This is a genomic window from Streptomyces sp. NPDC004266, from assembly GCF_042874095.1.
Taxonomy (GTDB): Bacteria; Actinomycetota; Actinomycetes; order Streptomycetales; family Streptomycetaceae; genus Streptomyces.
In genome coordinates this window covers 139,718-160,752 of the sequence record NZ_JBIAMM010000003.1, presented here as the reverse complement: position 1 = coordinate 160,752, position 21,035 = coordinate 139,718, and the positions used below count along the sequence as shown (strand labels likewise).

The following is a 21,035-nucleotide window of genomic DNA, read 5'->3' as shown; positions in this document are numbered from 1 at the left end:
AGGGGGCTTCAGCCGTGGGCGGCGACGAGGAAGAGCAGGTCCTCGGCGGTCGACCGCGGGCCGGCGCCGGGCTCCTCGTGGAACTCCGCGATGCGGTGGGGCTGCCGGGGAGCCTCGGTGAGGGCCGGGACGCGCCGGTGCTCCAGGACGGTGAGCGGGTCGATGCGCGGCGCGCTGTCGGCGCCGGGGAAGACGAGACCGCCCTCGGCGAGCATCGGGATCTTGTCGATGTCGACGCCGAAGTGCTTGCCGAGGAAGTCGAAGCTCAGCTTGTCGAGCCCGTCGATGATCCAGTTGGCGAAGGCGATCAGGCCGTTGACCGGTCCCTTGACGACCCCGAGCACGGCGCTGAGGGCGCCCTTGATCAGATCGCCCATGCCGCGCAGGGCCTTGGCGACGGCGTCCTTCGCGTGCCGGAAGAAGCCGGGGATCTTGTCGGTGATGAAGGACAGCACCGGCTTGACGGCGTCCTTGACGCCGCCGATCGTGCGCGTGGCGATGCCGCGCAGGGCCTGGGAGGCGGAGCTGACGGTGGTGCGGACCCTGGAGATGCCGCTGATGCCGGAGCCGATGAGCTTCAGCGCGGTCGTGAACAGGGTGAGGTAGGCCTTGAAGTAGGTCCCGACGGCCTGGCCGATGAGCTTGATGACCGGCTGCAGGAACTTCCAGACGGACTGGAAGCCCTTCAGCGCCTGCTGCATGACCTGCTTGATGATCTTCTGTCCGGTCTCGCTGTTCACCGCGTACTCGACGAGCCAGGAGATGACCGGCACGAGGATGCCGAGGACGAAGCCGAGCGGGTTGCCGCGCATGGCGAGGTTGACACCGGTCATGGCGACCGAGGCGATGGTCATGACGGTGCCGTAGGTGTCCATCAGCTTGGTGATGGTGTCGGTGATCGGGAGCAACGGGGCCAGGATCGCCAGGACGGCGCCGACCGCGGGGCCGAACTTCCCCGCGGCGGTACGGACCTTGCCGGCCGCGACGCCGAGCTTCTGGATGCCGACGGCCGCCTTCGACCGCTGGATCCGGCCGACGGAGGTCGCGGCGCCGGACGCGGTGTTCCCGAGGGTGCGGACGGAGGTGCCGGCGGTCCGCAGGTCGGTGGCGAGCCTGGCGATGCCGCCGGCCGCCGCCTGGACGTCCTGCTTGAGCCGCTTGAGCGTGCCGCCGGCCGTGTCGGCGCCCTGCCGCAGGGAGGTCATCGTCGGCGTCAGGCGCCCGAACGCCGGCATGCGGACGGCGGCGGCACTCATCCGCGTGCCTTCGCCAGGTACATCAGCGCGTCCGCCGTGGACTGCGGGTCGCTGTTACGGGCCGCGTGGTAGTGCTCGATGTGCAGTCCGGCCCCGCCGCCGCTGCCCGACTGCAGCTGCGCCGTCATGCGGGCGCGCCGGGCGGTGAGGGCGAGCAGCCGGTCCAGCTTGGACAGCGGCAGGACGGCCTCGGCCTCGCCGGCCTCGGCGAGGATCGCCGGGACGCCGCCGCTGCGGGGCATGACGACGCCGCCGGTGGCGAGCATGGGGATGGTGGGGATGTTGACGCCGAAGGTCTTGCCGCCGACGATCGGCACCCAGCCGGGGACGCTGACCTTGACGCCGTTGACGGCCCTGATCATGCGGTTGATCAGGCCGATGACGGCGTTGATCGGGCCGGACACACCGCTCTTGATGCCCTCGAACGCCCGGGACGCGATGTCCTTGAGGCCGTTCCAGATGGAGGACATCTTGTCCTTGACGGCGGTGAAGGCGTTGGGGATCGCGGACTTGATCCAGTTCACGACCGGGGTGATGACGGCCTTGATGCCGTTCCAGACGGCGCCGACGACCGTCTTGATCGCCTTCATGACGGTCGTGATGACCGTCTTCCAGATGTTGACGTAGGTCTTGATGACGGTGGCGACGGCCTTGACGACGGTGGAGACGGCCTTCTTGATGCCGTTCCAGACGGTCTTGATCAGGTCGCCGGCCTTCTTCATGATCGGACCGATGGCCTTCATGACCGAGCTGATCACGGTCTTGACGGCGTCGAAGGCCTTCTTCAGGATCTTCTGCATCGTCTTCGACTGCATCGCCATCTCGACGATCTTCTCGATGAGAGGCATGAAGAGTTCGATCAGGCGGGCGAGGAAGTTGCCCTTCATGGACTTGTTGAGCTTGTCCTGGCCCTTGGACGCCTTGCCCGCTCCGGATTCGTACTTGCCCATCTTCTTGCCGGCGGACTCGGCGGTCGTGCCGGCCTTCGACATGGACTTCTCGGCCTGGTCCGTGGCCGTCTTGAGGTTCTTGAGCTGGGTGTTGGAGCCCTGGGCGTTGGTCTTGAGGGTCTTGAGCTGCCCGGACGCGGACTTTCCGGCGTCGCCGACCTTCTTGACCGAGGTGCCGGCGCCGGAGGCCTGGGTCTTGAGGTTGCGCAGACCGTCGGACGCGTTCTTGAGGGACTTGACGAGAGACATGGGTTACCTCCTTTCGGGGTGGTGGGGGATCAGGCGGTGGCAGCGCCGATGGCCTGGTCGAGGGACTGGACCGACTGCCTGAGCTCGTTGAACTTCGTGCGCAGGGTCCCGCTCGCCGTGGCGAGGTTGGTCATTCCCGTGGCCGAGGCCTCCAGCTTGGGGCCGTCGGGAATCTTGGTCGGGGTGAAGCCGAGCATGGCGGTCTTGAGCTTTCCGACGGCCTTGGCGACCTTCTCGACCTTGCGGGGTTCGGCGTTCCGCATCGCGTTGTTGATCTTGTTGACGCCCTCGGCGACCGGTCGCAGTTGCGCGTGGTCGACGCCCGCGACGGCATCGGAGATCTTCTGGATGGCGTTCGCGGCCTTGGTGGCCTTGCCCTCGGCGGGCAGCTTGCGGAACGACTGGATGAAGGCGGGCGCCCGGTTGTTGAACTTCAGCAGCTCCGGGTTCAGCTGCTGGAGCTGGGCGCGCAGGTTGTCGAAGTTCGCGTCGGCCGGGATCTGGTCGAGCAGATTGCCGCCGCCGTTCTGCTGGGCCTGGATGTCCGTGAGCCGCTGGCGCGTCCAGGTGCCTTCCTGGTTCGGGCCGTAGGTGAAGCCGCCGTTCCTGCCGGCGTGCCACGTCTGCAGCTTCAGGATCAGCCACGCGCCCAGGGCGGCGGTGAGGATGGGGACGACGACGACCGCGAGGGCGGTCCCGATGGCGCCGAGGGCGCCGAGGATGCCGCCCTCCAGTCCCGCCTTGATGATCTCGGCCAGGGTGCCGAGGCCCACCGTCTCCATCCATTCTTCCCAGGGGGCCTTGGCGGCCTCTTCGGCGACCTTGTCCTGCTGTGCCTTGAGTTCCTCGACCAGCTTGTTGATGGGCGCCAGCTGCTGCTTCATCCAGTCGGTCGTGGGCAGCCAGCCCCCGTCCACCTTCCGCAGGTAGTGCCTGAGGCCGGCCACCTGGATCGAGAGGTCCTCGTTCGTTACTTCTGCCATGGTTGCTCCGCTTCCGGCCGGTGACGGCCAAGCGCCGAAAAGCCCCTGCCGTCATGGAGCGTCGGCAGGGGCTCGTGCGTGGGGCGGGCGGTTCGGGCGGCTAGGCGTCGTCCCGGCGGGAGCCGTGGCGCATCGTCGCGAGGGCGTCGTTCCAGCCCGCCGCGTACGCGAGGGTCTCGTAGCGGCTGACCTCGGCACACAGCGTGCCGAGCAACGCTCTCTTGTCGAGGGCGACGGGTCCGTCGAGGAGCTGGCGGAGGCGGTCCTGGAGGGGGATGTGCGGTCGGGATCCCTCGGCCTGCTGAGTCATGGACGCCTGCCTTCCGGTTACTTGCCCGTGCGTGCGTGGCGGCGCCGCGGAGTGAGGCGGGGGCACCACGTTATCGAACTACTGTGCGAACAGAGTCTGGGGTACCTGTTCGGGATTTGTCGAGCGGGAAACGTCTGACGGTGCGTCTTCTTGCCATTCCTCCCCATGGGTTGGTCCTCGAACAGAGCTTCTGTTCGACCGGGGTACCCTGGAAGGCGCGTTCCCCGGACCTGACTTATTCGGGGAGCCGGGGGCGCGAGGGGCGCGTGGGGACCCCAGGGGGTCGGAAGGCAGTGCTGACGCATGGACACGGAGCCGGGCGGTAACCGGCGCGAGCAGGTCACCGACTGGCTCGAATCCCACCCTGATCTGCCTCACCTCTTCGCGCGGCTCGCCGAACTCGTCCACGTCGCCGGGTACGCCCCCGAGGACCTCGTCGTACTGCCCCGCACCGAGGTGGACCGCCGCGAGACCGCCGCGTTCACCGCCGGCTGGGCCGAAGCCGTCTCCGACGAACTCCCCCGCATCCGCAGGGAGTACGAGCGGCGCGTGGCCGACGCCTACGCGCAGGGCCAGGGTGACGCGCGTGGAGTGCGGCGCCCGCAGCGGCGCACGGACGCCGCCCACCCGGACGGGGCCCGCGTCATCCCGCTGCCCTTCGCCCGGCTCATGGAACCCCCGGCCGCGGTGGTCAGGGCCGAGGAGCGCGTCCGCCGGGAGCGCGAACTGTTCGAACAGCGCCCCGAGCCGGAGCACGAGGAGTACGAGCCGGAGCCCCCGCCCGCACCCGTCTCCCTGCCCGGGTACGAGTCCGGGCCGGAGCGCGCCCCCGAACCCGAACCGGCGGCCGGGCCGGAGCCCGAACCCGACGCGGACGTGCGGACGAGCGCCCAGGAAGGACGCCCCCGCAGGAACGCCCAGCCGGTGCGGAAGGTGGTCCGGGGCAAGGGCGGCCGTCCGATCGTGCCGCCGATCGGCGGCGTGCCCGGCCAGGCCGGGGGGACCCCCGAGCGGCGTGGCCGTCGGCTCTCCGAGCGGGCCAGGACCCTGGAGGAGGAGCTGGCCGCCGAGCGAGCACGGGAAGCGCCCCCGGATCCCGCTTCCTGACGGGAGCGGGAGCCGGGGGCGAAGGGGGCGTCAGCCGAAGAAGCGGGCCAGGGCCGAGGAGGAGATCGTCTCGGTCGCGCCCTCCGGAGCGGACTCCCCGTCCTGTTCCTCCCCGTCCTCGTCCGTGCCGCCGGGACGCGGAACGGGCTTCGGCGGATCCGGGGTCTCGTCGTCCTCACCGGTGTTGACGCACTGGAACATCCAGTTGGCGACGGCCAGATGGTCCACGGCCGCGGCGAGGAGATGGTCGGTGAGGGACCACTCCGCCGCTTCGCCGTGGATCTGCCGCTGCGCCGCGCTGTCCGCCGGCAGGTGCTTGATCATGACCATCAGGCGCCGGCTGGAGAGCTCGCCCCGGTACCAGTCCAGAAGGTCGGTGGCGTAGTAGCGGAGCAGGTCCGCCTCGAGGGCCTCGGCGTGTTCGTCGACGAACTCGACGAGGCTCAGTCTTCCCCCAGGCCGAGCCCGGTCTCCTTGCCGTAGGCCTCCAGGATGGCGGCGATGTCCTGCATCGTGAGGTCGTGCTCCTCGAAGCGGACGTACTGCTCCTCACCCATCAGGAGTTCGAGCAGACCGTCCACGTCGTTGTCGTCGAGCTTCCGCAGGGCCTTCGCGGTCTTGCGGGAGAGCTCGGTGGGAAGCGTGTAGGACTCGCCGTCCAGCTCGAAGGACCAGGTGCGGCCGTGGGCCTCCAGGCGCTGGGCGCGGGCGGCGTTGACGTCGAAACGGGCCATGGTGATGCGTACTCCTTGTTCGGGTGAGTGAGGAGGAGAGGGGCGGGGCGGGACGGCGGTGCGCCGTCCCGCCCCGGGGGGAGAAGGATCAGACGGTCGCGGAGTACTGGCTGTCCTTCATGAGGAAGGTCGCCAGCGGCTTGCCGTCGCCCTTCGACATGGCGGTGAAGGTGACGCCCAGCTGGGAGGCCGCCTTGCGGGCCAGCTTGATGTCGTCGGTGGCGGTGACCTGGCCGCGCGGGATGATGAAGCGGTACTTCACCGCGGTCGTGCCACCGGCCTTGACGTCGGTGAACTCCAGGCCGAGGGCGCGGACGTCCGCGAACGGACGCTCGGCGATCTCGTACCGGTAGGTGTCGACCGCCGGGGTCGGCTCGGCCTTCACCGCGTCGCCGCCCATGAAGAACGGCAGCGTGTCCTCGTTGAACTGGAGCAGCGAGAACTTCAGCGACAGGTCACGGCTCGAGTAGATGTAGTGGACCGGGGAGACCGACTGCCACGAGTCGATGGCCTCCAGCTTGTCCTTCTTCGAGAACGTGACGCCGTCGCCGGAGGTGAAGCCGAGGTCCTTCCAGCCCGCGCCGGACCAGTCGGCGGCGGAGTCCGTGCCGAAGGTGGCGGGGAGGGAGGTGCCGGCGTCGGCGACGTAGAGCTTGCCGATGCCTGCGACGCGGATCTCGGCGGAGTTGTTTCCTGCCATGGTGGTGTTTCTCCTTGGGTTGTGAGGGCTGCCGGTGCCCGGAGGCCGGCTCCGGGTACGGCAAAGGCCCCGCCGGACGGCGAGGCCTGGTCTGTGGGTCGCTGGGTGTCTAGAAGACGTTCAGCGAGAGCTGGATGACGCAGAGGTAGCGGTTGGCGCCCCGGTAGAGGTAGTCGGGCATCCAGCGCGGCCCGTCCTGCTCCTCGACGTCGCTGACGAAGTGGGCGCCGAGCTGCTTGCCGATGGTGGCGAGCAGCGCCTTGCGGGCGGCGTTGGCGAGGACGTGGGCCGCGGTCTTGGTCGGGCCGTACACCTCGAACTCGATCAGCGGCTTGTCGACGTGCAGGTCGCCGATCCAGGCGCCGCCGCGGCGGTTCACCAGGACGGCGCTCTGCGTGCCGTCGAAGCCGGCCGGCGCCTGGGCGGCGACCGTGACGCCGGCCAGCGCCGGGTCGGCCTTGAGGACGTCGACGACCAGCTTCTCGACGTCCGGGAACGCACTCGGGGGAGTGGTCATGACGGTTCTCCTCGGGAGAAGGGGAGGCGGGACGGGCGGTACGGGGGCCGCCCGGGGCGCTCGACGCGGGGAAGGGGGCGGGGGCGCGGAGCGCCCCCGGACGGCGAACGGCGGAGACTGCGGCCCGTCTCGCGGGCACAGCTCCGCCGCTGCACCAACTGTGACAGAGAGCGTGCGCGCACGCAACTAGTTGTGGGGCTCGGCGGGAGAAGCGGTGCGGCGGAGCCCCGGTGCGGGGCCCTGTCCCGGACTCCGCGCCCCTCGCGGACCCCCGCGGGAGCCGTCGGAAGCAGTCGGGAGCCGTCGGAAGCAGTCGGGAGCCGTCGGAAGCAGTGGGGAGCCGTCGCGGGCCGGTGCGAGGGGACCGCCCCCACCCTCCGGGCCGCCCGTCGGAAGGGCCCCGTTAGGTTGGGCGCCCCCGAACCACCAGGAGCCGCCCCGTGTCCCGCCCCCGCCTGCTCTACGTGACCGACCTCGCCTACCCCGCCCGTGGCCGCCGGTACGGCGACGAGGACGTCCACCTCACCGCCCGGCTGCGCGAGAGCTTCGACCTGGCGCTCTGCCATCCGCTCGACGCCGCCGCCCTCATGGACCGCTTCGACGCCCTCGTCGTCCGCAACACCGGCCCGGTCATCGGGTACCGGAAGGAGTACGAGGCCTTCCGCGAGCGGGCCCGCGCCCTCGGCACCCGGGTCTACAACCCCCTCCACGGCCGCGGCGACATGGCCGGCAAGCAGTACCTCCTCGACCTCACCGCCGCCGGGTACCCCGTCATCCCCACCGTCGACCGGGCCGAGGACCTCCACCTCCTGCCGGAGGCCGCCGAGTACGCGGTCAAGCCGAAGGCCGGCGCCGACTCCATAGGCCTGCGCTTCCTGCGGCCCGAGGACCTCACGGAACTCGCCGGGCTCGCCCACGGCGAGCTCCTCGTCCAGCCGCGCGTCGACTTCCGGTACGAGGTCTCCTTCTACTTCGTCGACGACCTCTTCCAGTACGCCCTGTACGCCCCCGACCCCGAGCGCCGCTGGGTCCTGGAGCCGTACGAACCCACCGCCGACGACCTCGCCCTCGCGCGCCGCTTCATCGACTGGAACACCCTCGACCACGGCGTCCAGCGCGTCGACGCCTGCCGCGCCCCCGGCGGCGAGCTGCTCCTCGTCGAGCTGGAGGACCTCAACCCGTACCTCTCCCTCGACCGCGTCCCCGAGGAGACCCGCGACCGCTTCGTCACCGCCCTCACCGACTCCCTCCACCGCTTCCTGGAGGCGTGACGGCGGCACGGCGAAGCGCCCCGGGTCCGGAGGGGACGCGGGGCGCTTCGCCGTGCGGGTGGGGGCGGGGGATCAGGCGGTGCGGGGCCGGCGGCGGGCCAGGCGCTCCGCCGCGAAGACGTCCTCCAGGCGGAAGAGCTGCGCCCGGCCGGCCCGGCCCGCGGCCCGCAGGTGCCCGAGCTGGACCCACTTGCGGATCGTCGCGGGCGCCACCCCCGCCTCCTCGGCGGCCAGCGGGCCGGGGACCAGCGTGGGCAGGGCGGGGGAGCTCAGCACGAGGTCTCCTTCGGGTCGTCCATCGCGGCCTCGATCTCCTCGGTACGGGTCCCCGAGGCCTCCGACAGCTCCTCCCACCGGTCCTCCGTCCACAGGTGCCGGTAGGCCGGATCGTCCTGGCAGCCGCAGACCTCGTCCGTGCAGATGCAGGCCGGGTTCACGCACAGCACCGCGCGCCGGTCCGGGAACGCCCGCAGCGACACCGAGTCGCACCAGGGGCAGCGGCCCGAGACCCGCACGATCGTCTCCGCGTCGCCGAGCGTCCGGGCGCAGCGCCGGGCCATCCTGCGGATCTCGTCCCGCACGTGCCGGGCCAGGTCCGGGTGGACCGCGATCCGGTCGAGCAGCGCCACGAGGCGCCGGAGGCGGTCGATCACCCCGGCGCGGGGCGGCCGGGGCAGCGCGAGCCGGGCGCAGACCGCCTCCTCCAGCTCCACCACCCCGTCGGTGATGTCACGGATGGCGTCGGAGACGTGCAGCCGGATCGGGGCGGCTCCGTGGCCGGGGACGGCGAGCCCGTGCCGCTGTTCGAGCAGCAGTGCCTCCCGGCGCTCCTCGCGGATCAGCTCGTCGCGGCCGGCGGGGGAGGGGCCGGTGGGGGAGGGGGCGGGCCCGCGCCGGCCGGGCGCGAGCTCCTCGGCGAGCTCGGGGAACTGCCGTACCAGGGAGGCGGTCCAGAGCGTGATGTCCCGCAGCACGGGCTCGGTGTCGGTGCGGTCAGCCACGGCGGACGCTCCCCGCCGGGGCGAGCGCCTTCGCCACGCGCCGGGCGTCCGCCGGGCGTCCGTTGCGCCAGAGGCGGCCCGCGCAGACGCCGTCGAAGTAGCTCTCGGCCGGGGCCACCGCGGTCTCGCACTCGCTCCGCACGGGGCAGGAGCCGCAGGCCCGCAGGGCGGGGGCGGCCTCCTTGGCGCGGCGGGCGAAGACGACGGACGGGGAGAGGCCGGCGCACGCGGCGGAGGCCTGCCAGGGGGACGGGTCGGGACGGAACAAGGGGTTCTCCACGGTCCGGGGCCCGCCGGGGCCGTCCATGGGGCCGGTGGGGCGCCTGGGGCTCAGGGGGCCGACGAGTGCGGCGGCGAGCCAGACTTACACGTTGCGTGCGAGCGCGCAACAAAAATCGAAAGAGCCCTGACCGGCCCTTCACCGATTCGACACGATTGCGTGCCCGAAAGCACGTAATTCCGTGCGCGCAAGCACGCTAAGGTATGGGATCCGGAGGGTGGGGAGCGAGGAGCGGTACACATGAGCACTCAAGGGCTCGACGAATTCGCAGGCTGGGTGGAAGGCCTGATGAGACAGCGCGGCTACGACATCGACAGCCCGCGCGGGGGCGGCAAGTCCCGGATCGCGGACGAGGCCGGCGTCCATCGCGCCGCCGTCACCCGCCTGCTGCAGCGGCAGAGCATGCCCGATCTGGAGACCATGCGCCGGATCGCCCCGCTGCTCGGCGTCTCCGTCCGCGACATGCTCATCCGGTCCGGCCGCGTGACCCCCGAAGAACTCCCGATGGCCGCGGACCTGCTGCCGCCGAGCGACTGGCAGCCCTCGCTGGAGGACTTCGCCCGCTGGCTGGGGGTCCCCGACGAGCGCATGGGCGTCTTCGTCAAGGTCGTCAACCAGTTCCTGGAACCCGACACCGACGCGGCGGACGCCGGCGAGGCCCCCGAGCCCCGTCGCACCGCCCGGGACTGACCGGGGGCCCGCCGGCACCGACCGGCGCCGGGCCGCTTCCGGGCGGCCCGGAGGCCGGGCCCGGCGCCCGGTCCGGGCCCCGGTGCAGGAACGATCCGGACCCGCCCCCGACCCGCCCCGGACGGGGGCGGGTGCGCGTGGGCATTTGTTTTGACCGGAGTCCGTGCGATAGGTACGCTCAAGCCTTGTGCCTGGGGTGTGCCTGGGCTCCCGTGCGTGTCCTCAACCGCACGGCGAGTCATATACCGGCCACCGCGATCCGCGCTTTTTCCGCCTCGTGCGGAGGTCCGCGAGATTCGACACACCCGACCGCGTGGGTCGGTGAATGTTCCAGGTTAGTTTTACCGACGGCACACAGAAACCGGAGAAGTAGTGCCTACGATCCAGCAGCTGGTCCGTAAGGGCCGGCAGGACAAGGTCGAGAAGAACAAGACGCCCGCACTCGAGGGTTCCCCTCAGCGTCGCGGCGTCTGCACGCGTGTGTTCACGACCACCCCGAAGAAGCCGAACTCGGCCCTCCGTAAGGTCGCGCGTGTGCGTCTGACCTCCGGCATCGAGGTCACGGCCTACATCCCGGGTGAGGGTCACAACCTGCAGGAGCACTCCATCGTGCTCGTGCGCGGTGGCCGTGTGAAGGACCTGCCGGGTGTTCGTTACAAGATCATCCGCGGTTCCCTCGACACGCAGGGCGTCAAGAACCGTAAGCAGGCTCGCAGCCGCTACGGCGCCAAGAAGGAGAAGTAAGAATGCCTCGTAAGGGCCCCGCCCCGAAGCGCCCGGTCATCATCGACCCGGTCTACAGCTCTCCTCTTGTCACCTCGCTGATCAACAAGATCCTGCTGGACGGCAAGCGTTCCACCGCCGAGCGCATCGTGTACGGCGCCATGGAGGGTCTTCGTGAGAAGACCGGCCAGGACCCGGTCATCACGCTGAAGCGCGCTCTCGAGAACGTCAAGCCGGCCCTCGAGGTCAAGTCCCGCCGTGTCGGTGGCGCCACCTACCAGGTGCCGATCGAGGTCAAGCCGGGCCGCGCGTCCACGCTGGCCCTCCGCTGGCTCGTCGGTTACTCCCGCGCCCGTCGCGAGAAGACCATGACCGAGCGCCTCATGAACGAGCTCCTCGACGCCTCGAACGGCCTCGGAGCCGCGGTCAAGAAGCGCGAGGACACGCACAAGATGGCCGAGTCCAACAAGGCCTTCGCGCACTACCGCTGGTAGTCGCAACCCACATCGAGACCGAGAGAAGACTGAAGCCTTATGGCTACCACTTCGCTTGACCTGGCCAAGGTGCGCAACATCGGCATCATGGCCCACATCGACGCGGGCAAGACGACCACCACCGAGCGGATCCTGTTCTACACCGGTGTCTCGTACAAGATCGGTGAAGTCCACGACGGCGCTGCCACGATGGACTGGATGGAGCAGGAGCAGGAGCGCGGCATCACGATCACGTCCGCCGCGACGACCTGCCACTGGCCGCTCGAGAATGTCGATCACACGATCAACATCATCGACACGCCGGGTCACGTCGACTTCACCGTCGAGGTGGAGCGTTCGCTGCGCGTGCTCGACGGTGCTGTCACCGTGTTCGACGGTGTGGCCGGCGTCGAGCCCCAGTCCGAGACCGTCTGGCGTCAGGCGGACCGCTACGGCGTTCCGCGCATCTGCTTCGTCAACAAGCTCGACCGGACCGGTGCCGACTTCCTCCGCTGCGTCGACATGATCGTGGACCGCCTCGGCGCGACCCCGATCGTCATGCAGCTCCCGATCGGTGCCGAGGCCGACTTCCAGGGCGTCATCGACCTCGTCCGCATGAAGGCCCTCGTCTGGTCCGCCGAGGCCAGCAAGGGCGAGATGTACGACGTCGTCGACATCCCGGCGGACAAGCTCGAGCTCGCCGAGGAGTACCGCGGCAAGCTCGTCGAGACGGTCGCGGAGAACGACGAGGAGCTCATGGAGCTCTTCCTCGAGGGCGTCGAGCCCACCGAGGAGCAGCTCTACGCCGCCGTCCGTCGCATCACCATCGCCTCCGGCAAGGGCGGCGAGACCACGGTCACCCCCGTGTTCTGTGGCACCGCGTTCAAGAACAAGGGCGTCCAGCCCCTGCTCGACGCCGTCGTCCGCTACCTGCCGTCCCCCCTGGACGTCGAGGCCATCGAGGGCCACGACGTCAAGGACGCCGAGACCGTCGTCAAGCGCAAGCCGTCCGACGACGAGCCGCTGGCCGCCCTCGCGTTCAAGATCGCGAGCGACCCGCACCTCGGCAAGCTCACCTTCGTCCGGATCTACTCCGGTCGCCTGGAGGCCGGCACTGCGGTGCTGAACTCCGTCAAGGGCAAGAAGGAGCGCATCGGCAAGATCTACCGCATGCACGCGAACAAGCGTGAGGAGATCGACTCGGTGGGCGCCGGCGACATCGTCGCCGTCATGGGCCTCAAGCAGACCACCACCGGTGAGACGCTGTGCGACGAGAAGAACCCGGTCATCCTGGAGTCCATGGACTTCCCGGCGCCGGTCATCCAGGTCGCCATCGAGCCCAAGTCCAAGGGTGACCAGGAGAAGCTGGGTGTCGCCATCCAGCGTCTCGCGGAGGAGGACCCCTCCTTCCAGGTCCACTCGGACGAGGAGACCGGCCAGACCATCATCGGTGGTATGGGCGAGCTTCACCTCGACATCCTCGTCGACCGCATGCGTCGCGAGTTCAAGGTCGAGGCGAACGTCGGCAAGCCGCAGGTCGCGTACCGCGAGACGATCCGCAAGGCCGTCGAGCGCGTGGACTTCACCCACAAGAAGCAGACCGGTGGTACCGGTCAGTTCGCCAAGGTGCAGATCGCGATCGAGCCCATCGAGGGTGGCGACGCCTCCTACGAGTTCGTGAACAAGGTCACCGGTGGCCGCATCCCGAAGGAGTACATCCCTTCGGTCGACGCGGGTGCGCAGGAGGCCATGCAGTTCGGCATCCTGGCCGGCTACGAGATGACGGGCGTCCGCGTCATTCTTCTCGACGGTGCCTACCACGAGGTCGACTCCTCCGAGCTCGCGTTCAAGATCGCCGGTTCGCAGGCCTTCAAGGAGGCCGCGCGCAAGGCTTCTCCCGTCATCCTTGAGCCGATGATGGCCGTCGAGGTCGTCACGCCCGAGGACTACATGGGCGAGGTCATCGGTGACATCAACTCCCGCCGTGGCCAGATCCAGGCCATGGAGGAGCGCAGCGGCGCCCGCGTCGTGAAGGGCCTCGTGCCGCTCTCGGAGATGTTCGGCTACGTCGGAGACCTCCGCAGCAAGACCTCGGGTCGCGCAAGCTACTCGATGCAGTTCGACTCCTACGCCGAGGTTCCGCGGAACGTCGCCGAGGAGATCATCGCGAAGGCCAAGGGCGAGTAACTCTCCCGAGTTCACGCTTTAGGCTTGACACCAGTCGCCGGGGCCCAGCCCCCCGAAACCCGAGGGATCGGGCCCCGGTTTACTGGCATCCCAGCAAAGATCACCTGGCGCCGATGAAGCAAGGCGTTCAGAACCACTCCAGGAGGACCCCAGTGGCGAAGGCGAAGTTCGAGCGGACTAAGCCGCACGTCAACATCGGCACCATCGGTCACATCGACCACGGTAAGACGACCCTCACGGCCGCCATTACCAAGGTGCTGCACGACGCGTACCCGGACCTGAACGAGGCCTCGGCCTTCGACCAGATCGACAAGGCTCCCGAGGAGCGCCAGCGCGGTATCACCATCTCGATCGCGCACGTCGAGTACCAGACGGAGTCGCGTCACTACGCGCACGTCGACTGCCCCGGTCACGCTGACTACATCAAGAACATGATCACGGGTGCCGCGCAGATGGACGGCGCCATCCTCGTGGTCGCCGCCACCGACGGCCCGATGCCGCAGACCAAGGAGCACGTCCTCCTTGCTCGCCAGGTCGGCGTTCCGTACATCGTCGTCGCCCTGAACAAGGCCGACATGGTGGACGACGAGGAGATCCTGGAGCTCGTCGAGCTCGAGGTCCGTGAGCTCCTCTCCGAGTACGAGTTCCCGGGCGACGACCTGCCGGTCGTCCGCGTCTCGGCGCTCAAGGCGCTCGAGGGCGACAAGGAGTGGGGCGAGAAGCTCCTCGGCCTCATGCACGCCGTCGACGAGTCCATCCCGCAGCCCGAGCGTGACGTCGACAAGCCGTTCCTGATGCCGATCGAGGACGTCTTCACGATCACCGGTCGTGGCACCGTCGTCACCGGTCGCATCGAGCGTGGTGTCCTCAAGGTCAACGAGACCGTCGACATCATCGGCATCAAGACCGAGAAGACCACCACCACGGTCACCGGCATCGAGATGTTCCGCAAGCTGCTCGACGAGGGCCAGGCCGGTGAGAACGTCGGTCTGCTCCTCCGTGGCATCAAGCGCGAGGACGTCGAGCGCGGCCAGGTCATCATCAAGCCGGGCTCGGTCACGCCGCACACCAAGTTCGAGGCCCAGGCCTACATCCTGTCGAAGGACGAGGGTGGCCGTCACACCCCGTTCTTCAACAACTACCGCCCGCAGTTCTACTTCCGTACCACGGACGTGACCGGCGTCGTGACCCTCCCCGAGGGCACCGAGATGGTCATGCCGGGCGACAACACCGCCATGTCCGTCGAGCTGATCCAGCCCGTCGCCATGGAGGAGGGCCTCAAGTTCGCCATCCGTGAGGGTGGCCGGACCGTCGGCGCCGGCCAGGTCGTCAAGATCACTGCCTGATCTTGAACCGGCCTGGTGGCTCGTAAGAGCCGCTGAGCAGTGAGGGAAGGCCCCGCACCGAGAGGTGCGGGGCCTTCTCGCGTGTCCGGGGCCCTACGGCCGCCAGCTCCACGGGTGGGCGTCCGCGCCCAGACCCACCACCGTCGCCCCGCGGGCGTCCAGATGGAGCGCGGTCGAGACGGCCGCCCCCTTCCGCGTACGGAGCCGGCCGCCGCTCCTGAGCGCCACCCGCCCCTTCCCGTCCGTGCCGAGCAGCACGGTCCCGAGCGCCGCCGACCGCGCGGCGACCACGTCCCCGTAGCCGTCGAGACCGGCGTCGCCGCCCGGGCCGGTGAGCCGCGCGGACGCCGGCGCCCGGTGGTACAGCGCGCCGTCCGCGCTCGCCACCGTGGACCCGGAGAGCGGCAGCGCGGCCCGCTGGAGGACCCCGTCCACCCAGTGCCGCACGGCGTCCCGGCCCGCCGCGTACACGTGCACCCGTCCGGCCGCGTCCGCCGAGACGGCCAGACCGTCCTGGACCTCCGCGTCGCCGGGGAGCCGCCGCCACGGGGACCAGGAGCCGTCCGCCGTCCGGACCCGCGTCGAGACGCCCTTGTCCGCGTTCCGCACGAAGAGGTGGACCCGGCCGTCGGGGGCCGTCACCGCCACCGGGGCGCCGATCCGGCGGCCCCGGTCGTCCCCGCGCTCCGGGTTCCCCAGGCCCCGCCAGGCCAGGAAGGCGCCGCCGGGGGAGCGCTGCTCCAGGAGCACCACCTCGCGCCGGTTGGCCCCGCCGTGCCCGTCGAGCGCGGCGAACCGCACCCCGAGGAGCAGCACCCGGCCGTCGCCGAGCACCGCCGAGCCGAGCGCGGGCGCGAGCGGGCCGCCGCCCAGGTCCACCGGCTCGCCCCAGACGCCGGGCGCGGTCTCCCGCCAGCGGACGGCGCGCAGCCCCAGCACCCCGTACGCCGCGAGCCGGCCGTCCGGTTCCCCGGCGAGGGCAGGGCCGGCGCCCGGCCAGCGGTGGTGCGTGGAGCGCACCCAGCCCTTGCGGTTGGTCAGCGGCCGGTCGCCGCCGACGCCGTAGTCGCCGCAGCCGGAGGGGTTCCCGCACGGCCAGGACGGGGCGCCGCCGTACGGGACGAGCCGGGCGGCCTTCTCCGCCAGGACCGCGGGCGGGAGGTTCTTGGGCCAGTGGCGGTTGTAGTAGCCGCGGAAGGCGGTGGTGGTGAAGGCCGGGACCGGCTCGCCGTCCCGGACCGCGTCCGTGACCCAGCGGCACAGCGCGGCCCAGGTGAAGGAGGCGACCGCCGTGTGGTCCCCGTGGTCGGCGTACCCCGGCTGCTCGGAGTCCCGCTGCCGGGTCGCCTCGTCGCTGTGCTGGATGTCGGGGTCGGGGTCCAGGGTGTGCACGACCGTGGGCCGGTGGCGGCGGAGCAGGGCGACGAGGGCGTCGACCAGCTGGTCGTAGTCGTAGGTGTCGACACGGGTGACGGGGGAGCCGGCCGACAGGTGGGTGCGCAGCTCCAGGGCCCGGTCCTGCCAGAGCGCGGGCACGGCCATGTAGCGGCGGTGGGTGTGCATCGGCAGGTTGAGGAAGACCAGCTCGACCCGGCGTGAGCCGTGCACGAGGGTGTCGGCCTCCGCCCGCCGGCCGCCGGGGAGCGTCAGCACCTCGCGGCGCCACGGAGTGAACGCCGGGAGGCCGAGCGCCACCGCGTACGACTGCCGCAGGCCCTGGTGGCGGGCGGAGGAGTAGGCCGCCCGGTCCGGGGGAGTCTCCGGCATCCCCGCGATCCGGTTCCGGCCGGTGTGCTCGCCGGCCGTCACGTACACGGAGACGAGCGGGACGCCCGCGTCGAGCAGCCGCTGCGTGTCCGGGTTCATGAAGTACAGGTCGTCGTCCGGGTGCGCGGAGAACTGCATGAGCAGCGCCCGCCGGGCCCGCACGGAGGCGATCGGCCTGCCCGGCGCCGGATCGGCCGTCGGCGCGGTCCGGCGCGGCTCCGGTACGGAACACCCGGCGGCGGCCGCGGTGACCGCGAGGGCGGCGGCGAGAACCGTCCGCCGGCGGGGTGGAGTGTGCAAGGCGTGATCCCCTTCGCTCATCAGTCCACGGGAAGACGGTTGTGCGAGCGGTGGGGTTGTGCCCCGGCGGCGCCCTCGGGAAGATCTCCGAAAAAAGATCTTGGAAATGGTGCGGCCGGATGTCGAGAGCGCGATCCTGGCAACGACCGAAGGGTGACAGCGCGCCACAGGGGCGGGCGGGACGGGGAGGACACCCGAGATGAAGTACGTCGCGATGATCTACGGCAACCAGGCCAAGTGGGACTCCTTCCCGGCCGAGGCCTGGCCCGAGGCGATCGCCCGGCAGGAGGCCTTCAACCGCAGGTACCGGGAGAGCGGCGAGCTGATCGGCGCGTACGGCCTCGCCGACGCGGCCGCCGCCCAGCTCGTCCGGCGCGAGGGGGGCGCCCCCGCGGTCACCGACGGCCCCTACCTGGAGACCAAGGAGTACCTCGCCAGCTTCTACCTGCTCGACTGCGACAGCCTGGAGCGGGCCCAGGAGATCGCCGCCGACATGCCCTTCGCGGACGTCGACCCCGTCGAGCTGTGGCCGGTCCTGCACGAGTCCGCGGCGGACGTGTGACCGGCACGCACGGGATCGAGGACCTGCTGCGCACCCACGCGCCGCAGGTCCTCGGCGCGCTCGTCCGCCGCCACGGCGCCTTCGACCTCTGCGAGGACGCCGTGCAGGAGGCCCTGATCGCGGCCGCGCGGCAGTGGCCCGAGGAGGGGGTGCCCGAGAACCCGCGCGGCTGGCTGCTGACCGTCGCCGGCCGGAGGTTCGTCGACCTGGTGCGCGCCGAGGCCGCCCGCCGGCGCCGGGAGGACGCCGTCGCGCTCGCCACCCCGGACGCCGAACTCCTCGCGCGCGCCGCCGACGACGCCCCGGACACCGACCGGGACGACTCCCTGTCCCTGCTCTTCCTCTGCTGCCACCCGGACCTGTCGCCGCCCAGCCGGATCGCGCTCACCCTGCGGGCCGTCGGCGGCCTCACCACCGCGCAGATCGCCGCCGCCTTCCTCGTGCCCGAGTCGACCATGGCGCAGCGGATCAGCCGGGCCAAGCAGACGATCAGGGCCGGCGGCTGGTCGCTCGCGCTGCCCGAGGGCGAGGACCGCACCGCCCGTCTCGCCGAGGTGCGGCACGTGCTCTACCTCGTCTTCAACGAGGGCTACACGGCCAGCGGCGGCGACGCGCTCACCGCGCCCGAGCTGTCCACGGAGGCGATCCGGCTGACCCGGATGCTGCACCGGCTGGTCCCCGACGACGCCGAGACGGCGGGCCTGCTCGCGCTGATGCTGCTCACCGACGCCCGCCGCCCGGCCCGCACGGGCCCGCGCGGGGAGCTCGTACCGCTCGCGGAGCAGGACCGGGGGAGCTGGGACGGCGGGCTGATCGCCGAGGGCGTGGACCTCCTCGGCCGCACCCTGCCGCTGGGCCGGGTCGGGCCGTACCAGCTCCAGGCGGCGATCGCGGCCGTGCACGACGAGGCCCCGTCCGCCGAGGCCACGGACTGGCCGCAGATCCTCGCCCTGTACGACCTCCTGGAGCGCACCGGACCGAACCCGATGGTCACCCTCAACCGCGCGGTCGCGGTCGCCATGGTCCACGGCCCGCAGGCGGGTCTGGAGCTGCTCGACGGCCTCGCGGCGGACCGGCTGCTCGCCCGGAACCACCGCCTCCTGGCGACCCGCGCGCACCTCCTCGAACTCCTCGGCGAGAAGGAGGGGGCGGCCGCCGCCTACCGGGAGGCGGCCCGGCACACCACGAGCGCGCCCGAGCGGCGGCATCTGACGGAGCGGGCCCGGCGCCTGGGATGAGGTCCCGGCGGACGGGGGAGCGGGGGCGCGTACGACAGGCGCATGCGCCCCGGCGCATGGCTGTGCGTGACGTGGGGTACAGTCTTCGCCCCCGATTGGCGGCCGGATGGCCCCGTATGGCAGACTGTCGGGGTTGCTCGGTTGAGTGCCGATGCTGCGCGCCTCCCGTCGGGAGGACCGGAAGCGAGTCCCACAGTACTCGTCGCTCCTTCTCAGGAGCGGACGTACGGGAATCTTCTGGGAAGCGTCAGCGGGGTGCCGGCCAGGCGCCCGGTGGGTGTTTCGCCCCCGGCCTGCGGTCATGGCGACCGCGCCCCCTTGGTTGGGAGATCCCTAGGGATTTCTGCGTAGAGGGAGCGCGACACGCCCGACCGCGTGGGTCGGAGGAGAACGCGAACGCGCCGGGTTCCAGAGCGTTACGAGACAAAGGACTACTAGTAGCCATGGCGGGACAGAAGATCCGCATCCGGCTCAAGGCCTACGACCACGAGGTCATCGACTCCTCGGCGAAGAAGATCGTCGAGACGGTGACCCGCACTGGTGCGTCGGTCGCGGGCCCGGTGCCGCTGCCCACTGAGAAGAACGTGTACTGCGTCATCAAGTCGCCGCACAAGTACAAGGACTCGCGCGAGCACTTCGAGATGCGCACGCACAAGCGCCTCATCGACATCCTCGACCCCACGCCGAAGACGGTTGACTCGCTCATGCGTCTCGACCTGCCGGCGGGCGTCGACATCGAGATCAAGCTCTGAGGTGACGCGCGAGATGGCTAAGAACATCAAGGGCATCCTGGGCGAGAAGCTCGGCATGACGCAGGTCTGGGACGAGAACAACCGGGTCGTCCCGGTGACCGTCGTCAAGGCCGGCCCGAATGTCGTGACCCAGGTCCGTACGAACGACGTCGACGGCTACGAGTCGGTCCAGATCGCCTTCGGCGAGATCGACCCGCGCAAGGTGAACAAGCCCCTCAAGGGTCACTTCGCCAAGGCCGACGTCACCCCGCGCCGCCACCTGGTGGAGCTCCGCACCGCTGACGCCTCCGAGTACACGCTCGGCCAGGAGATCACCGCCGAGGTCTTCGAGGCCGGCGTGAAGGTCGACGTCACCGGCAAGAGCAAGGGCAAGGGCTTCGCCGGTGCGATGAAGCGCCACAACTTCCGTGGTGGCAAGGCCTCGCACGGTGCCCACCGCGTGCACCGCAAGCCCGGTTCGATCGGTGGCTGCGCCACCCCGGGCCGTGTCTTCAAGGGCATGCGCATGGCCGGTCGCATGGGCAACGAGCGTGTGACCACCCAGAACCTGACCGTCCACGCCGTTGACGCCGAGAAGGGTCTGCTGCTCATCAAGGGCGCCGTCCCCGGCCCCAACGGTGGCCTCGTCCTGGTCCGCACCGCGGCCAAGGGGGTTTGAGGAACCGATGAGCACCATTGACATCCTTTCGCCGTCTGGCGACAAGGCCGGGACCGTCGAGCTCCCCGAGGAGATCTTCGGCGCCAAGGTCAGCGTCCCGCTGATCCACCAGGTCGTCGTCGCGCAGCTGGCCGCGGCCCGTCAGGGCACGCACAAGACCAAGACCCGTGGCGAAGTCCGCGGTGGTGGCAAGAAGCCTTACCGCCAGAAGGGCACCGGCCGCGCCCGTCAGGGTTCGACCCGCGCCCCGCAGTTCGCCGGTGGTGGCGTCGTGCACGGTCCCGTGCCGCGTGACTACTCGCAGCGGACCCCGAAGAAGATGAAGGCCGCCGCCCTCCGCGGTGCCCTGTCGGACCGGGCGAACCACTCCCGCATCCACGTCGTCACCGGCGTGGTCGAGGGTGAGATCTCCACCAAGGCCGCCAAGACGCTGTTCGGCAAGATCTCGGAGCGCAAGAACCTGCTCCTGGTCGCCGAGCGCTCCGACGAGGCCGCGTGGCTGTCCGCTCGTAACCTGCCCCAGGTGCACATCCTGGAGCCGGGCCAGCTCAACACGTACGACGTGATCGTCTCCGACGACGTGGTCTTCACCCAGGCCGCCCTCGAGTCCTTCGTGTCTGGCCCCCAGACCGCTGAGACCGAAGGGAGCGACGCCTGATGACTGAGGCCGTCGTCACCAGCAAGACCTTCTCGGACCCGCGCGACATTCTCGTCAAGCCGGTCGTCTCGGAGAAGAGCTACGCCCTGCTGGACGAGAACAAGTACACGTTCATCGTCGCGCCTGGCTCCAACAAGACCCAGATCAAGCAGGCCGTCGAGGCGGTCTTCTCGGTCAAGGTCACCGGGGTCAACACGATCAACCGGCAGGGCAAGCGCAAGCGCACCCGCACCGGTTTCGGTAAGCGCGCCAACACCAAGCGCGCCATCGTGACCCTTGCCGAGGGCAACCGTATCGACATCTTCGGCGGTCCGACCGCCTAA

General features: G+C 70.4%; 25 protein-coding genes. 13 read left to right on the top strand and 12 right to left on the bottom strand.

Annotated elements, in window-relative coordinates; translation table 11 throughout:
- Positions 1–8: 8 nt before the first annotated feature.
- From ACFYUZ_RS08750 to ACFYUZ_RS08735, 4 genes are all read right to left on the bottom strand, one after another.
- A complete protein-coding gene (locus ACFYUZ_RS08750; RefSeq protein WP_389307159.1) occupies positions 9–1,256 on the bottom strand; it encodes a tape-measure protein in 1,248 nt (415 codons plus the stop codon).
- Complete coding sequence (locus ACFYUZ_RS08745; RefSeq protein WP_389307158.1) at positions 1,253–2,455, bottom strand: phage tail protein; 1,203 nt, start codon at positions 2,453–2,455, stop codon at positions 1,253–1,255. Before ACFYUZ_RS08745 ends, ACFYUZ_RS08750 begins: the two co-directional genes overlap by 4 nt.
- A 29-nt stretch (positions 2,456–2,484) precedes the next feature.
- A complete protein-coding gene (locus ACFYUZ_RS08740; protein ID WP_389307157.1) occupies positions 2,485–3,438 on the bottom strand; it encodes a hypothetical protein in 954 nt (317 codons plus the stop codon).
- A 100-nt stretch (positions 3,439–3,538) separates the two neighbouring features.
- Entirely contained in the window at positions 3,539–3,748 is a 210-nt protein-coding gene (locus ACFYUZ_RS08735; protein ID WP_389307156.1) for a hypothetical protein, read from the bottom strand.
- Positions 3,749–4,051: 303 nt separating this feature from the next.
- On the opposite strand from ACFYUZ_RS08735, the gene ACFYUZ_RS08730 reads away from it, so the two are divergent.
- Positions 4,052–4,855: a hypothetical protein gene (locus tag ACFYUZ_RS08730; protein WP_389307154.1), complete on the top strand. Its 804-nt coding sequence runs from the start codon at positions 4,052–4,054 to the stop codon at positions 4,853–4,855.
- Between the two features lie 30 nt (positions 4,856–4,885).
- Here ACFYUZ_RS08730 and ACFYUZ_RS08725 read toward each other — a convergent pair whose 3' ends face one another.
- The 4 genes from ACFYUZ_RS08725 to ACFYUZ_RS08710 all read right to left on the bottom strand — a co-directional run bounded on the left by ACFYUZ_RS08725 (position 4,886) and on the right by ACFYUZ_RS08710 (position 6,806).
- Complete coding sequence (locus ACFYUZ_RS08725; RefSeq protein WP_389307153.1) at positions 4,886–5,179, bottom strand: hypothetical protein; 294 nt, start codon at positions 5,177–5,179, stop codon at positions 4,886–4,888.
- Between the two features lie 119 nt (positions 5,180–5,298).
- Positions 5,299–5,589: a hypothetical protein gene (locus ACFYUZ_RS08720; protein ID WP_030687847.1), complete on the bottom strand. Its 291-nt coding sequence runs from the start codon at positions 5,587–5,589 to the stop codon at positions 5,299–5,301.
- An 88-nt stretch (positions 5,590–5,677) separates the two neighbouring features.
- On the bottom strand, positions 5,678–6,289 hold the full coding sequence (locus tag ACFYUZ_RS08715; RefSeq protein WP_030687846.1) for a hypothetical protein: 612 nt from the start codon (positions 6,287–6,289) through the stop codon (positions 5,678–5,680).
- A gap of 109 nt (positions 6,290–6,398) precedes the next feature.
- The gene (locus tag ACFYUZ_RS08710; protein ID WP_389307152.1) at positions 6,399–6,806 is read right to left on the bottom strand and encodes a hypothetical protein; all 408 of its coding nucleotides are present in this window, start codon (positions 6,804–6,806) and stop codon (positions 6,399–6,401) included.
- 440 nt (positions 6,807–7,246) lie between these two features.
- Here ACFYUZ_RS08710 and ACFYUZ_RS08705 point away from each other — a divergent pair, with 440 nt between their 5' ends.
- Positions 7,247–8,077, top strand: a complete 831-nt coding sequence (locus ACFYUZ_RS08705) for a hypothetical protein (RefSeq protein WP_389307151.1) — start codon at positions 7,247–7,249, stop codon at positions 8,075–8,077.
- Positions 8,078–8,149: 72 nt separating this feature from the next.
- Here the strand turns inward: ACFYUZ_RS08705 and ACFYUZ_RS08700 are convergent, their stop codons facing one another.
- The 3 genes from ACFYUZ_RS08700 to ACFYUZ_RS08690 are packed head-to-tail and all read right to left on the bottom strand — an operon-like array spanning position 8,150 to position 9,346.
- Positions 8,150–8,353: a hypothetical protein gene (locus ACFYUZ_RS08700; protein ID WP_030687838.1), complete on the bottom strand. Its 204-nt coding sequence runs from the start codon at positions 8,351–8,353 to the stop codon at positions 8,150–8,152.
- Entirely contained in the window at positions 8,347–9,078 is a 732-nt protein-coding gene (locus ACFYUZ_RS08695; RefSeq protein ID WP_389307150.1) for a hypothetical protein, read from the bottom strand. Before ACFYUZ_RS08695 ends, ACFYUZ_RS08700 begins: the two co-directional genes overlap by 7 nt.
- Complete coding sequence (locus ACFYUZ_RS08690; RefSeq protein WP_389307149.1) at positions 9,071–9,346, bottom strand: WhiB family transcriptional regulator; 276 nt, start codon at positions 9,344–9,346, stop codon at positions 9,071–9,073. Before ACFYUZ_RS08690 ends, ACFYUZ_RS08695 begins: the two co-directional genes overlap by 8 nt.
- A 252-nt stretch (positions 9,347–9,598) precedes the next feature.
- On the opposite strand from ACFYUZ_RS08690, the gene ACFYUZ_RS08685 reads away from it, so the two are divergent.
- The 5 genes from ACFYUZ_RS08685 (at position 9,599) to tuf (ending at position 14,777) form a co-directional block, all read left to right on the top strand.
- A complete protein-coding gene (locus ACFYUZ_RS08685; RefSeq protein ID WP_389307148.1) occupies positions 9,599–10,048 on the top strand; it encodes a helix-turn-helix domain-containing protein in 450 nt (149 codons plus the stop codon).
- A gap of 372 nt (positions 10,049–10,420) precedes the next feature.
- Positions 10,421–10,792, top strand: a complete 372-nt coding sequence (gene rpsL, locus ACFYUZ_RS08680; RefSeq protein ID WP_003948652.1) for a 30S ribosomal protein S12 — start codon at positions 10,421–10,423, stop codon at positions 10,790–10,792.
- A 2-nt stretch (positions 10,793–10,794) separates the two neighbouring features.
- A complete protein-coding gene (gene rpsG, locus ACFYUZ_RS08675) occupies positions 10,795–11,265 on the top strand; it encodes a 30S ribosomal protein S7 (RefSeq protein WP_015035567.1) in 471 nt (156 codons plus the stop codon).
- Positions 11,266–11,304: 39 nt separating this feature from the next.
- Positions 11,305–13,431 (top strand): elongation factor G, encoded by a 2,127-nt coding sequence (fusA, locus tag ACFYUZ_RS08670; RefSeq protein ID WP_389307146.1) that lies wholly within the window; start codon positions 11,305–11,307, stop codon positions 13,429–13,431.
- A gap of 152 nt (positions 13,432–13,583) precedes the next feature.
- Positions 13,584–14,777, top strand: coding sequence for an elongation factor Tu (gene tuf, locus ACFYUZ_RS08665; protein WP_093874538.1), 1,194 nt, complete (start codon positions 13,584–13,586; stop codon positions 14,775–14,777).
- 93 nt (positions 14,778–14,870) lie between these two features.
- On the opposite strand, the gene ACFYUZ_RS08660 is transcribed toward tuf, so the two are convergent.
- A complete protein-coding gene (locus ACFYUZ_RS08660) occupies positions 14,871–16,865 on the bottom strand; it encodes a PIG-L family deacetylase (RefSeq protein WP_389307145.1) in 1,995 nt (664 codons plus the stop codon).
- 178 nt (positions 16,866–17,043) lie between these two features.
- Here ACFYUZ_RS08660 and ACFYUZ_RS08655 point away from each other — a divergent pair, with 178 nt between their 5' ends.
- The 6 genes from ACFYUZ_RS08655 to rplW all read left to right on the top strand — a co-directional run bounded on the left by ACFYUZ_RS08655 (position 17,044) and on the right by rplW (position 21,035).
- Complete coding sequence (locus ACFYUZ_RS08655; protein WP_030687822.1) at positions 17,044–17,406, top strand: YciI family protein; 363 nt, start codon at positions 17,044–17,046, stop codon at positions 17,404–17,406.
- Entirely contained in the window at positions 17,403–18,644 is a 1,242-nt protein-coding gene (locus ACFYUZ_RS08650) for an RNA polymerase sigma factor (RefSeq protein WP_389307144.1), read from the top strand. Before ACFYUZ_RS08655 ends, ACFYUZ_RS08650 begins: the two co-directional genes overlap by 4 nt.
- A 443-nt stretch (positions 18,645–19,087) precedes the next feature.
- Positions 19,088–19,396, top strand: a complete 309-nt coding sequence (gene rpsJ, locus ACFYUZ_RS08645) for a 30S ribosomal protein S10 (RefSeq protein WP_003948644.1) — start codon at positions 19,088–19,090, stop codon at positions 19,394–19,396.
- Positions 19,397–19,409: 13 nt separating this feature from the next.
- Complete coding sequence (gene rplC, locus ACFYUZ_RS08640) at positions 19,410–20,054, top strand: 50S ribosomal protein L3 (protein WP_030687820.1); 645 nt, start codon at positions 19,410–19,412, stop codon at positions 20,052–20,054.
- 7 nt (positions 20,055–20,061) lie between these two features.
- Complete coding sequence (gene rplD / locus ACFYUZ_RS08635; RefSeq protein ID WP_123454675.1) at positions 20,062–20,712, top strand: 50S ribosomal protein L4; 651 nt, start codon at positions 20,062–20,064, stop codon at positions 20,710–20,712.
- Positions 20,712–21,035 carry a 50S ribosomal protein L23 gene (rplW, locus tag ACFYUZ_RS08630; RefSeq protein ID WP_041130775.1) on the top strand — a complete coding sequence of 108 codons (324 nt, stop codon included), beginning with the start codon at positions 20,712–20,714 and terminating at the stop codon, positions 21,033–21,035. Before rplD ends, rplW begins: the two co-directional genes overlap by 1 nt.